Annotated in this window: 5 protein-coding genes; 2 read left to right on the forward strand and 3 right to left on the reverse strand. The window is 62.8% G+C overall.

What is annotated here, in order from left to right; all coding sequences use genetic code 11:
- Positions 1 to 47: 47 nt before the first annotated feature.
- Positions 48 to 8,726 carry a GH36-type glycosyl hydrolase domain-containing protein gene (locus tag GSQ89_RS29270; protein ID WP_254073417.1) on the reverse strand — a complete coding sequence of 2,893 codons (8,679 nt, stop codon included), beginning with the start codon at positions 8,724 to 8,726 and terminating at the stop codon, positions 48 to 50.
- 289 nt (positions 8,727 to 9,015) lie between these two features.
- On the opposite strand from GSQ89_RS29270, the gene GSQ89_RS29275 reads away from it, so the two are divergent.
- Positions 9,016 to 9,189, forward strand: a complete 174-nt coding sequence (locus tag GSQ89_RS29275) for a hypothetical protein (RefSeq protein WP_158931653.1) — start codon at positions 9,016 to 9,018, stop codon at positions 9,187 to 9,189.
- A gap of 388 nt (positions 9,190 to 9,577) precedes the next feature.
- Here the strand turns inward: GSQ89_RS29275 and GSQ89_RS29280 are convergent, their stop codons facing one another.
- Positions 9,578 to 10,021: a hypothetical protein gene (locus GSQ89_RS29280; RefSeq protein ID WP_158931654.1), complete on the reverse strand. Its 444-nt coding sequence runs from the start codon at positions 10,019 to 10,021 to the stop codon at positions 9,578 to 9,580.
- Positions 10,022 to 10,943: 922 nt separating this feature from the next.
- On the reverse strand, positions 10,944 to 11,342 hold the full coding sequence (locus GSQ89_RS29285; RefSeq protein ID WP_158931655.1) for a response regulator: 399 nt from the start codon (positions 11,340 to 11,342) through the stop codon (positions 10,944 to 10,946).
- Positions 11,343 to 11,711: 369 nt separating this feature from the next.
- Here GSQ89_RS29285 and GSQ89_RS29290 point away from each other — a divergent pair.
- Positions 11,712 to 14,541: chemotaxis protein CheB (locus GSQ89_RS29290; protein WP_174254947.1), on the forward strand; the 2,830-nt coding region annotated here is incomplete at its 3' end.

The following is a 14,541-nucleotide window of genomic DNA, read 5'->3' on the forward strand; positions in this document are numbered from 1 at the left end:
TGTTCGCAAATTCGTTGCGGATGACCGTTTCCGCGAAAGCACGCCGATCAGCCGAGGATGACAAGCAGCTTGTGCAAATTGCCGTCATCCACCAGGACCAAGCGGACCTTGTTTCCGGCAATTGCCATGCCATCTAGTTCCGCATGGGTAACACCCCGACTGACGCCAGACGGGTTTTCCACCCGAATGGCATATTGAGCGGTTCCATGCCGGAACGTCAGGTCGAAGCCCGGCCACGCTCGGGGGATGCAAGGATCCAGGATCAATTCCGAAGCTTGCACACGCAAACCTAAAATTCGCTCCACGCCTGCCCGGTACATCCAACCCGCGGAGCCGGTGTACCATGTCCATCCGCCGCGTCCCACATGCGGCGGCACGGAGTAGACATCGGCGGCAATGGCATAAGGTTCGACCGCGTAGCGCCGCGCCGCGTCAGCTGACAACGCGTGGTTGATTGGGTTGATGAGCGAGAGCAACGCGCCCGCCTTGTCGCCATCACCCAGCATCGCGAACGCGATGATCGACCAGATCGCGCCATGGGTATACTGCCCGCCATTCTCCCGGATGCCAGGCGGATAGCCCTTGATGTATCCGGGCTGCAGCGCGGTCTTGTCGAATGGCGGGGCGAACAGCAGCACCAGGGCGTCATCATGGCGGACCAACGCCCGATCCACCGCCGCCATCGCGCGGACGGCACGGGCCGGATCGGCGGCGCCGGAGATCACGCTCCAGGACTGTGCGATGGAATCGATGCGGCATTCGTCGTTCTGTGCCGAACCCAGCGGCGTCCCGTCGTCGAAAAACGCGCGGCGGTACCAGTCCCCATCCCAGCCATCCCGTTCCAGCGCCTCACGCAACGCCGCGGCATGATGCCGCCAGGTTGCCGCCCGCGTGCTCTCCGCCAGATCGGAGAATGCGGTCAGCGTGGCGACCAGCAGCCAGCCGACCCAGATGCTCTCCCCTTTGCCCCGCTCGCCGACCTGGTTCATCCCATCGTTCCAGTCGCCGGTACCCATCAGCGGCAGGCCGTGGATGCCGACCGCGAGGCTATGATCCAGCGCTAGCGCGCAATGCTCGAACAGCGTCGCATGCCGGTCGCTGATCACGGGCGAAAAGAACGCCTCGCCCTGATGGTCGGCCAACGCCGGTCCTTCCAGGAAAGGCACCTCCTCCCGCAGAACCGCTGTGTCGCCGGTAACGGTGACGTAGTGAATGACGACAAAGCCGAGCCAGATGCGGTCGTCGGAGATCCGGGTGCGAATGCCCAGGCCGGATTCCGGCAGCCACCAATGCTGCACGTCACCCTCCAGGAACTGCCGCGACGCCGCGCGCAGAAGTTGCGCCCGCGCCAGTGTCGGCCTTGACAGGCAAAGCGCCATGACGTCCTGTAACTGGTCGCGGAACCCATAGGCGCCGCTGGCCTGGTAGAACGCCGCGCGCGCCCAGACGCGGCACGACAGGGTCTGGTACAGCAGCCAGCGGTTCAACATGATGTCCAATGCCGGGTCCGGCGTCATCACCTGAACGGTGCCAAGCGTGTCGTCCCAGAACCGGGTGACCGCGGCCAGGGTGGCGTTGACATCCGCTACCCGCTGTTTGGCGATTAAAGCCCGCGCCTCGTCCTGCGTCGCGGCCTGGCCAAGCTGCAACACCAATTCGGCGGTGCCTCCGGGCGGCAGGACAAGGTGGGTCTGCAATGCGCCACAGGGATCCAGTCCGGCGCCGACGACATTCCCCAGCGGAACTCCGGCGGCCAGTGCCAGTGGATTATCGAGCATCCCGTTGCGGCCAATGAACGTACGGCGGTCGCCGGACCAGGACGTTTGCCGTCCGGACAGGTCGGCGAACGCGACACGCTGGCCGAACGTGGTATTCCACGGGCAGCGGGCAAACAGCGCCCCGGTTTCCGGATCCATCGACGTGACGATGAATGGCGCCGTGGCGCGGGTCGCCCCGAGAACCCACTCGACATAGACCGTGACCGAAAGCCGCCGGGGCCGGTCGGACTGGTTGGTGACGATCAGGCGGGAAATCTTGAATGGATCATCGATCGGCACGAACTGCAGAAGATCAAGCGCGATGCCGTGCGAGATGTGCTCGAACCGGCTGTAGCCCTGCCCGTGGCGCGCAACATAGCGCGCGCCCGGCTGGCGGATCGGCAATGCCGTCGGCCCCCACAACTCGCCGGTATCCTCATCGCGCACATAGATCACTTCACCGGGTGGATCGCTCACGGGATCGTTCGACCAGGGCGTCAGGTGATTCTGCTGACTATTGAGCGACCAGGTGGAGCCGCTGCCCTCGGCCGAGACATGAAAGCCGAACATATCATTGGAAATGACATTGATCCACGGCGCCGGTGTCACTTGTCCATCGTCGAGGACAATGACGTATTCCCGCCCGTCATCGGCAAACCCGCCGAAGCCATTCGCGAACGCAAGCGCCGTCAGCTTGCGATGGCTCTGCGGTTCGGAGGTCGCAACCGCCCGCCGGGAGGGAGGTGGCATCGAATCAGGCTGCAACGCCCGAGCAAGCTGCTCCGACAAACTCCCGCGATGGCCGCCAAACACCGCGCGAGCCGCCGCGAACAAAAGGTTCCGGACCGTATCCGAAATCAGGTCGGCCCGCAGGACGAAGATCGCCCCTTTGCCCGGCGTTGTGGCCAGCCCTGGCGGCAGCCGGTTGGCATCCACCAGCGCCTGGATCGCACGCTGGAATTCCTGGGCATAGGACGTCGGCTGCGTGTTCAGAATGACCAGATCGACGGAGATCTGCTTCGTCAACCAGTATTCATGACCAAGCAGAAGACGCCGTACCAAGTCGAGGTCGCTCTCCTGCGCGACCGTCACCAGAACGATCGGCAGATCGCCGGAAATCCCATGCTGCCACAGCAGTGACGCGGCACCGTCACCACGCTGCAAGGTCGCGTTCGCCGGTCGCAATGTCGCATCGGCATAGATCGTGCGGCTGGCGATACGCTGGAACACGTTCGCGTCCTCGGAATCGAGGCCCAGATGTCGCAACTGCACCTGCGCCTGAGTCCAAGCCAGCATCGTCGCGCGATCGAACGCCATCGCATCCTGGTGTCGGTCCACCATGTCGAGCACAGCGCCGCGCGACGCGGCGACCATTGTCCAGAAGGCGATCCGCACGGTCTTCCCCGGCGGGATACGCATCAGCCGGCGCAGGCTGAAGACCGGGTCGAGCACGGTTCCAGCGGTGCCACTGAGCGGGGTCAGCGTGGCTAAGGCAATGGGCGCTCGGATAGTTCGGCCTCGGCCCAGGAACCGCGCACGATCCGTTTCAAACTCCGGATCGCCCACGGTCTCTCCTTCGGTGACGGCGAGATGGGCGGCCCAGATCTCGGGCTCATTGCCCGAACGCCGGCGGCGCGTGGCCAGCAGGGTACCGGCCTCGAACGCCGTCTCGACGAACATCTTGGAAAACACCGGATGCGCATCGTCCGCCGCCTGCGGGGCGAGCACCAACTCGGCATAAGAGGTGATCTCTATGTCACGGCTGCGCGGCCCATGGTTGGTGACGGAGATCCGGCGAACCTCAGCATCATCCTCGGAGGAGACGGCGACCTCCATCCGCGTCGTGGTCATGCCGTCACGGCGGGTGATCTCGGCCCGCCCCTCGGAAAAGACGACATCATACTGACCAGGCTCGACGCCGCTGGACTGGTAGCCGGCGGACCACAGGGTGCCACTGGCCCGGTCCCGCAGGAAGATGTAACTGCCCCAGGAATCGCGCGTCACGTCTTCCTGCCAGCGTGTCACCGCGATATCCCGCCAACGGCTGTAGCCGGAGCCCGCTGAGTTGAGCATCACGGCGTACCGCCCGTTCGACATCAGATGAGTCCGCGGTGAGAACGAATGCGGGTTGTCGTAGCGGCGCTGGATCGATGTCAGGTAGTCGCTGGCGCTGGTTGACGCCTGCGGGATCTGGATCATCGGTTTGGCGATCGCAACGTCGTGAGGCATCCGCTCCTGCTGCAGCAGTTCGGTCGCTTGGACCATCGGCTCTGTGTGGAAGCGCCGGCGCATCGCTCCACCGCCGATCGCTTCAGCGATGGCCAGTACGGTCATGCCCTGATGATGCGCCATGAAGGCGCGCACGACGGCGACCCTCATCCCGGCCGGCAGACGGGATTTTGTGTAGTCCAGCGCCTCATACCAGCCGTATTCCCCGCGTCCGCCCGCGTCAGCCAGGCGGGCGAAGTTGGCAGCCGCGGCACCGGGGTCGATCATCGCCGCGAGCGCCGTGGCATAGGGCGCGATCACGGTGCTGTCGCCGATCCCACGCTTAAGCCCGAGGCTCGGGACGCCGAAGCTGGAATACTGATAGGTGAATTCAAGATCGCGGGCGTTGTAGGCGGACTCCGAGGCACCCCATGGGACGTCGCGCGCTGCCCCATACTTGATCTGCTGCCGAACCACTTCCCGATTGCTGCGTTCCATCAGGCTGCCGTTCGGGGCCCGCATGACCAGTGACGGCATCAGGTATTCGAACATCGACCCGGACCAAGAAACCAAGGCTGCTTCGCTTCCGACCGGGATCATCGCGCGCCCCAACCGGAACCAGTGGCGTGTCGGCAGATCGCCCTTCGCGATGGCGATAAAACTCGTCAGTCGCGCCTCGGAGGCCAGCAAGTCGTAGTCATTCGGATCCAGGCTGCCGTCGCCAACGCGATAGCCAATAGAAAGCAGCTCGCGCGAGCTGTCGAACAGGACACTGAAATTCATTTCGTCGAAGAACCCGCGCGCGGCCTTGCCGAGTGCCTGGAGGCGGAGGGACAGGTCGGTGGCTCTGCGAGCGGAGTCCCTCAACGCCGGGATGAATTCCACATTCTCACCTGTTGCGATCGCGCATTCGCACAGCGCCGGCAGTTCGGCCAGGGTCGGCATACCAGCCGTCAGTGCGGGAACGAGCATCGCCCATGGCGTGAGGACCGCCAGGTTTCGCTGCTGTCCGCGCGCCGCCGCCAGCAGTGCATCCGCCCAGATCGGCCCGTCGCGACGGAAGCCCGGGCTTCCGGCTTGGCGCCTGCAGAGCTGCCTGACCAGTGCCGGGATGGGTTCGATGCGCGGCATGAACCGTTCGAGTTCGGGCGCGATCGTATCGAGCGTTTCCGGACCGGGTCTTGCCGGATCCGGCTCAAGGGCCGTTGTCAGCCATTTCAGCTCCTCGATCAGGTTCTGCCAGTCCGCTGTGTGCAGGTCTTCCCTAACGTCCGGGATGGCTTCCAGCAGGAGCGCCAACGGGTCCCCGATCCCCATTCGCCAGTTGGCGGCGACAAGGGGTTGCCCCGCCATTTCGGCGCACGCGTTCCACAAGGAGATCAGGTGTCCGGCCAGGTTTCCGCTGTCGACCGAGGAGATGTATCGGGGCTCCAGCGGGTGCAGGTCGAGCGTCCCGTACCAATTGTAGAAGTGCCCCAGATGCCGTTCCATCTTGGCCATGGAGGCGAACGTGGCTTCCAGCCGTTCGGTCGCTTCGAGGATGGTGATCCAGCCGAAGTCCACCGCCGCGGATGCCGACAGCAAATAAAGCCCGATATTGGTGGGCGATGTCCGGTGCGCGACGACCGGCTTCGGGTCCTCCTGGAAATTGTCCGGCGGCAACATGTTGTCTTCCGCCGTGACGAAGGTTTCGAAAAAGCTCCAGGTCCGCCGAGCGATCAAGCGCAGAGCACGGATGTCCCCGGCGGTGGCCGGGCGGATGCCGGATGGTGGCGAGGGCTCGCTGATCCGGCGTGCGATGACTGGTGACAGCAGCCACAGAAGAATGAATGGTGTCCCGATCTGCCAAACCGCGGATGGGCAGCAGGTGAGAAGGACCGCGGCACCGATGGTCAAACCGATACCGCCGACCATTCCTCGGTAGAAGCCGATCAGGCCGAGGGAGGGCGAGATCTTGGCCTGGGATGCTGTGACCCACTCCAGGAGATGACGCCGCGTTATGAGCAGGCGATAGAGGGTCAGGACAATCGCTTGTCCCATAACCCAGGCCTGGTGCGGCAGAAACGCGACCAGAAGGGCGATTTGCGACAAAGCAAGCTGCAGGTCCTCGGCCACGGCGCGCAGGTGCATCAGTCTGGCGAGGCCTCGCCGGCGGGGCAGAATCCCCGTCACGAGCGGGATCAGCGCCTGGATGGCGATCGCTGCGAGTACCGAAACGGTCCATCGCGGTGGATCGACGAACGGCAAGGTCCACCCGATGACGAGGGCCGCGAACGCCGCAGGGGCGGACAGGGACCGCCGCAAATTGTCCAGCATCTTCCAACGCCCGACCAGAGGCATTGATCGGCGGCCGAGGATCCAGGGCAGCAACTGCCAATCACCGCGCGCCCAACGATACTGCCGCGACACCGCGACATCGTAGCGAGCGGGGAACTCATCGATCAGTTCGATATCGCTAATCAGGCCGGCGCGCGCGAAGGTGCCTTCCAGCAGATCATGGCTCAAGACCGTGTTGTCGGAAATCCGGCCTTTCATGGCGGCCTCGAACATATCCACGTCGTAGATGCCCTTGCCGCAATAGGACCCTTCGCCGAAAAGGTCCTGATAGACGTCCGAGACCACGCAGGCGTAAGGATCCATTCCGCTGGCGTTGGCAAACAGACGCTGAAACACCGATCCATCCCGCCCGGTCGGCAGAGCGGGAGTAACCCGTGGCTGCAGCACCGCGTATCCGTCGACCACGCGGCCCGTTCCGGCATCCAGCTCCGGCTGATTGAGCGGATGCGCCATCTTGCCGATCAGGCGCCTGGCCGTATCCCGCGGCAGCCGCGTATCGGCGTCCAGGACGATGACGTAGCGCACGCCGGCCGGTGGTTGGTTCGAAACAGAAACAAAACTGGTATCATCGGCACCTCGCAGCAACCGGTTCAACTCGTGCAGCTTGCCTCGCTTGCGTTCCCAGCCGATCCACTTGCCCTCGGCCGGGTTCCACCGCCTGCGCCGATGCAGCAGCAGGAACCGGCTTCCCGCCGGTGCTGGACCGTAACGGGCGTTCAGGGCCGCGACGCCATCGGTTGCGGCCTGCAGCAAGGCGTCGTCGCCGGGCATTGTTTCAGTCGCCGCGTCTGCCCAGTCGGAGACCAGCGCGAAGGAAAGTTCGTCGTCACTGTTGGCGAGGTGATGGACTTCCAGGTGCCTTACCAACTCCGCAATCTCCGCAAGCGACGTCAGCATCGTCGGCATGGCAACCAGCGTGCGCAGCGTAGCTGGCACCCCACCCTCAAGCTCCAGCCCCGGGAGCCGCGTCGCGGAGAACCGGTTGGTCGCGGCGTAATTTGTCAGTGCCATCGCGGCATCCGACGCGGGTATGAGGCCGAACAGGACGAGTTCGGCCAGGTTCCACACCGAACCATCCTTTAGCGTCCAGCCTGCGACAATACCGAGGATGATCGTAGCGATCGCCACGACGACGACGCCATAGCCGGCAATCCCGACCGTCTCATTGGCCCGCAGCAGTCGGTTTCTGATGGTCGGACGGCAGTTCACTTCCGCCTCGAAACCCGGGCGTCCCTTGGCGATGAGGTAGTAGCCGGGATCGGCAACGCGTCCGGTCGCCGCTGTCCGAGCGGCGGCGACCGCACAGGCAGCGATCTCGGTCTCCGGGCGGCGCGACCCGCGGGCGATCGCCTCGATCGCATGACGGTAGAGTTCCCGTGTCGCAAAATCCTGGCTGGCAAAATCGCTGCCGTCACGCAGCACCGCATCGACCGGGCTGACGCTCTCGAACAGTTCACGCCAGTCGATCGATGATATCAGCCTCATACTGGTGATGACGTTGCGGATCGTTACATTTGCTGAACCCTCACGTTGCTGCTGGATGTCGACGATCCGTTCTGTCGTGGTTGCCTGGCTTGCCAAGGCCTTGTCCAGCCAACGCAGCGCCGGTGCCACGCCTGGGTCTTCCTCGCGCAGGCGGCGCACGAGCTGGGCGGAGAATGCCGTCGGCAAGGGCGTGGCGATCGTGGCCAGGACATCTCCCGCTGCCTCCGCCGTCGAGCCAAGCAAACGATCGGCGAGGTGATTGGCGGCATGGCGCGACGCCTGTGCCCGCACCATGCCCTCGGCCAGGCGGCGTAAGTTTTCGACTAGCACGACCCGCAGCGCGATCGCGACGGCCCACAACTCGCCGATCGTCAGCGGCTGGACCCGCTGATAAGCACGCAGGAAGCGGGACAGCATCTGCGGATCGAACCGGCTGTCTGTGTGGGCAACGAAAGCCCAGGACAGGCCGTACACGCGCGGGTATCCGGTGAAGGGTCCGTCGCTCAGTTTCGGAAGCTGCTTATGGAAGCCTGGCGGAAGATCGACCCGGATCGCGCTGACCTGTTCCTGAACCACGTGAAAGTTATCCACCAGCCAATCCGCCGCTGGCGCGATCGAATGCGAGTCCCGGGTCGCCGAGGCCGTTATGAGATAGGCTTCGCGCAGGACACGTTCATTGTCCCGCAGGCGCTTTTGCAGGCGGTTCCCGCGAGTCGGACGAGACGCGACGTGCTGCGCGGCAGCGAGGCTTTCCGCGTGCTGCTCCAGACGTTCAATACCGAACAGTTCGGCACGGATCGGTGGCTCCTCGGTTGTCTCGGTCCAGTTGAATCGGCGCCTGAATGCGCCGGTGACAGCCTGCACGGCCGAGGACACGGGGGACGAAATCGAAGGCGGTATGGTCCGGGCGACGCCGGCCGCCTCCGCAGTGAGCTTCATGATATGTCCCTTTCCGGATAGCAAGCGGCAAACGGAGCACGCCCGGGGGACAGCCGGCGCAGGTGACCCACAGCGGCGCAGCACAGGATTCGGGCTTTACGGCGCCACGGCGAGGTCCGGGAGGATCGGAAATTACCTATGAACCGCGCGGGTTCGGCCCAAAGGGTCCCTGAGTATATTCCAGGGTCCACGAGTATATTCCGAGCCTGCCGGCCGGATGCGTCCCACGCTGCGCTGTATACGAGCAGCTGGCGTGCGAGGCGCGCCCGTTAGTCAGGAAGAAGTCAACATGACGGCAGAAGTCAACGACCCACTGGATATGACGTCCGAAGAAATGGCGACGTACGAAATTACACGAGTTCTGGTCGATCAATTCTTCTGCGGTGAGATTCGCTACACGCGTCTGGCAGACGCGATCGCGGAGGCAAAGCGCCATCCGGGGTCAGGTCAGAAACGGGGGTAGTCGCCATGCGCGGTGAAGCGTAGTCGATCCGCCCTGACCATGCCGAGACCGTCCAGAATCTGGGCTGACAGACCGGTTTTCAAGGCTCGCGCCGGACGGCCTGAAGACGTGGGCGGCGCATCCGACTACGCCCGTTTCCTCGATACCTCAGGCGACCCGCTCCACGAATGCACCAGGACATGCGCCGATGGGTCGGGCGCAAGTGCAATCCCCAGCGCTTCGATCTTGATGACAACACAAAGCGGGCGCCCGCGCAATCCGACGATCAAAGAGCACCTAGCGCTTCCGCCAAGAGAAATGAACCAGATACCTCAGTTGTCGCCGGTTGGACATCGAATTTGGAATTACACATAACTACCGGTTGCGGGGCATCGTGGGCCTTTAGACATCACCGGTTTCTCGTGGTCTTGCCGCTCAGCAGAAAAAAGCCGTCTCGTTTGACAACCTCAGCGATTGCGTCGGTTTTGCGAGCAATTGGCTTTGCACGCCTGCCGCTCACCGGTCGCCATGGGGCATAATCCGCCGGAAGGTTGTCCCCGGCGGGGTCGGAGGTAAAGCCGCTCACCGCCGTGTGCGTTTCGGATGCGAAGATGTAAGTCTTTGTATCGTCGGCAACTGCGGCAATCAGCATGATATAGAAGCCGTCGCGCTGCACCACCTGAGCTACATGCTCGGACGACATTAGGGGTGCCAATATCCCGTCAACCGCTAGAGCCGCATCATCGAAACGTTCCCAGGGCGCATAATCCGCCGGCAGATTGTTGCCGGCAGCATCGGCGGTGAAGCCAAACTCTCTTGGATCATTGACGGATCGGAAAAGCGAGAGTCTCATCCTGACCGCACAGCACCACAGGGTATACTCGACGGGGGACCGCTTCTCCTGATCCAAATCGCATAAGCGCGTGCGCTCGCTTCCCACTCTAGCGAATCTTCAAGCAGCCCAACCCCGATTCCGATTACGGTGCCCCCCTCGCGTATCACGCGACGCGCGGCTTCAATTGCCACCGCTGGCGTGGGGTGCATGGTGACTTGCTCAAATCCAGCAATTCGATATTGGACGTGCCATTCCATAGGCAATTCGATTAGCTGGGTCGGCCTCCTTATGCCAAGATGGTACATCTACCTATGCGGCGCTCTCTGCTCCCTCTTTGCCTCGTCCTACGCCAGTTCACCAGACGACAGGCGAGAGAACGAATTTCGGCACCTTCCCGGCCTCTGCCGTCCGCAGGGCATTGTTCTCTTATGGCGGGTCAAGCCCTTTTATCAGAATTGATCGGCATCCCAGTCGGGTCATGGTTCTCTCCGCGGGCGACGTGTGCCGCCGCATGATGGCATCGGAGGCGTTGACCTCGTGATGTCACGTACGCGGTTGACCTGACGCAAAGAACGAGGCCGCAACAATGCCCACGCGGTGGCCAACGCACCGTCCCGACGAGCGACACCTTCCCGCCAATACGGCAGATCTCGCTTGCGATCTGTTACTATAGCCCGTTCATGCGGTCTGTCCTTCCTTGGCGGACCAGCGGAAATCGCTGACGTCGCAGAGCATGCGGTGCAGAATACAGGCCAGCTTACGAGCCACGGCTACGGTGGCCTTCTTTGTGCCGATCAGCTGAGCGAGCCGAGTGCTCCAAGATTCCAATGCCGATTATTTGGTCACGCGATGCAGGTTGATTCCAGCCGCTTCGACCAAGTATGCGCGTAGCAACTTATCGCCGCGTCCAGCACGGCGATTCTTGGGCGACCCGGAAATGTTAGCTCCGGACAACGTGTTCGGTGGCGGACGGCAGCAATGACGGAGCCTCCGCGAGGCCAACCGCATGCCGGATCGCCCGTACAAGGTCGGCTTCGAGAAACGGTTTTTGCAACGTTGTCGCGCATGGCCGCCTCGGATGCATTGGCGTACCGCTGGTGAAGACACAGGGAACGGACCGGGTCCGAAGAATGCGATTCACCGCCGACAGACCGCTTCCCTCCAGCAATTGCTCGTCCACGATCATCAAACCGGGCCGGCAACGGGCCGCCTCGGCAACTGCGTCTTCCTCGGTGGTGGCGACCGCGCACACGTCGTAGCCCATGTCACCCAGCATTTCCGCCAGCAGCAAGCCGATCATCGCGTCGTCCTCGACAACCAGGACTCTGAGTGCGGTCATCGTGATTGCTCACTTGCCGGCTGGAGAGCCGCCCAATCATTTTCAACGCACGCCCGTGCGAACGAACGCCCCGCCTGGACATCGCCGGCAACACTATTCGGGCGATGGCTTCGCCCCGCCGGCACGACCTGCCTCGATCGGTTCTCCAAAGCATTGTGCTCCCTAAGGATTTTCACGGCACTCGGCCAATCAATAGCGTCACATTCGACCTATAGTCGATGACAGGCGGTCGATGGAGCCTCGGAAAGTACTCATAGTCCGCACCGTACCAGACCCGCTGAGGACAGGGTTCGCCGTAGTATCGAGAGCGTGCTAAGGTGTTGCTCTCGGCTTACAAGGGGCTACTGGAACACGCGAAGGAAAGCAATCATGCCAGACAGTCAGCCGGACCGAATTAAATTGGGCCGGCGCCCCCTCGCCCGCGACCCGCCGCCTGGCCTAGCTGATTTCCCAATCGTCGGGATTGGCGCCTCGGCGGGGGGGCTGGACGCATGCAGGAGATTTCTCGCCGCATTGCCCGCCAATAACGGCATGGCCTTCATCCTGGTACAGCACCTCGATCCCACGCACGAAAGCATGATGGTGGAGTTGCTGGCCAGCGCCACAGCAATGACGGTTCTTCAGGCGACGGAGGGAATGCCCGTCGAACGTGACCATCTCTACATCATCCCGCCGGGAACCTACTTGTCGGTCATCGACGGCGCACTGCGCCTCTCGCAGCCCCAGGCGCGCCACGGCGCTCGGCTTCCTTTCGATTTTTTGCTGCACTCGTTGGCCGCCGACCGCGGTTCACACGCCCTGTGTGTGGTCCTGTCGGGCACCGGGACTGATGGCAGCCTTGGCCTGCAGGCCGTGAAGGCCAAAGGCGGCCTCGTCATCGCACAGGACCCCGACGAAGCGGAGTATGGCGGCATGCCACGAAGCGCCATCTCAACCGGCGACGTGGACCTTGTGCTGCCGGTGGAACGCATTCCAGGGGCGCTCGAAGGGCGTGACCGCCAACCCGCCGGCCTGTCCGGGCGGAACGGCATACTCGACCAAGATAGCGTCAGCGACTGGCTACCGGCGATCGTCGACCTTCTCCGTGCCAAGACAGCCCACGATTTCACGCTCTACAAGCCGGGCACGCTGCAACGCCGGATTGAACGGCGCATGGTGATGGCAGCGGTCGATATCCGGGATGCGGATCGATACATAAAGATCCTGCAAAGCGATCCGAACGAACTCAACCTGCTCGCAAAAGACCTGCTTATCAACGTCACCAATTTCTTCCGTGACCCGGCGGTCTTTGATCTGCTCGCGGCGAAAATCATTCCAGATCTGGTGCGCAGCCATGCGCCCGACAGGCCGATGCGGATTTGGATCGCCGGATGCAGCACAGGCGAAGAAACATATTCTCTGGCCATGCTGTTCCGCGAGGAAATCTCCGCCGCTAATCTGGGCATCAAGCTCCAGGTCTTCGCCTCCGATGTCGATTCCGATGCCGTCGCCAGCGCTCGAGAGGGGCTTTATCCCGCCAGCATCGAAGCGGACGTCTCCGCCGAACGGATCGCCCGCTTCTTTTCGAAAGAGGACCAAAGTTATCGAGTTTCGCCGGAGCTACGGTCTGCCGTGGTGTTCACGGTGCAAGACGTATTGGCCGATCCGCCATTTTCACGTCTCGATTTCGTTTCGTGCCGGAATTTGCTGATCTACCTGCGCCCGGAGGCCCAGGCGAAAGTCGTGGCGCTGTTCCATTTTGCCCTGAGCGAAGGCGGCATCCTGCTGCTTGGAACATCGGAAACCACCGGCCCGGACGATGGCAAGTTCGGGGTTATATCGAAATCAAATCGGATATACCGGCATATCGGGCGCAGCCGGCCCGGGGAATTCGGCTTCATCCGGGGGCACGGCGATGGCGTGCGCGTGCCGACCCGGCCGGGCCAGTCTGCGCCCCCCTCGCGCCAGGCGGTCCTGGCGGAACTGTGCCGACGCATGGTGATGGAGACTTACGCACCGGCGGCGGTACTGATCAACCGGAAGCATGAATGCCTGTTCTCCCTGGGTCCGACGGACCGGTTCCTGCGCGTCGTGCCCGGACACCCGTCGCACGATCTACTGGCGATGGCGCGGCAGGGTATGCGGACCAAGCTCCGTTCGGCGATTCAGCAGGCCAGCCAAGAGAACGTGCGCATCGTCATCGCCGGCGGCCGGATCAGCGAAGACAGTCATGCCGGCACGTTCAGCATTGCCGTGCAGCCGTTCCGTAACGACGATGAGGACCTGCTGCTGATTTGTTTCGTTAACGATCCGAAAACCAAGCTGGTCCGCGACAGATCCGGTGCCTCCCGGGACAGTCCGCGGGTTACAGAACTGGAGCGCGAACTGGAAGCGACGCGAACCGAACTTCAAGGCGCCATCCACAACCTGGAGATTTCAGGCGAGGAGCAGAAGGCGATCAATGAAGAAGCCTTGTCCGTGCAGGAGGAATATCAGTCCACCAATGAGGAACTGCTGACCTCGAAAGAAGAGCTACAATCGCTGAACGAGGAACTGACCGCGCTGAACAGTCAGTTGCAGGAAACGCTGGAAAGGCAACGCACGACTTCCAACGATTTGCAGAACGTCCTTTACAGCACCGATGTCGCGACACTGTTCCTCGACAAAAACCTGAACATCCGCTTCTTCACGCCGGCCACGAAGGCGCTGTTCAGTATCCTTCCCGGCGATATCGGACGCCCGCTGTCGGATTTGAACTCGCTGGCCGAGGACGGCACTCTGCTGGCCGATATCCAATTGGTGCTGCGGACCCTGGAGCCGACGGAGCGGGAGATCGAAACACAGGCGGGCTCCTGCTTTATCCGTCGAATCCTGCCGTACCGGACGCAGGATGACAGCATGGAAGGGGTTGTCATCACCTTTGCCGACATCACCGAACGGCGGCGTGTGGCGGATGAACTCGGGGTCGCAAAACGGCAGGCAGATCTGGCGAACGCCGCGAAGTCGCGATTCCTGGCGGCGGCAAGCCACGACCTTCGCCAGCCGCTGCAGACCCTCGCGCTGGTGCAGGGATTGCTGGCTAAGAACGTCGAAAGCGACAAGGCCAGAAAGCTGGTCAGCCGACTGGATGAGACGCTGGGTGCCATGTCGGGCATGTTGAACACGCTGCTCGACATCAATCAGATCGAGGCCGGCACGGTCCATGCCGAGATTATCGATT

The organism is Acidisphaera sp. S103 (assembly GCF_009765975.1).
Lineage (GTDB): Bacteria > Pseudomonadota > Alphaproteobacteria > Acetobacterales > Acetobacteraceae > Rhodopila.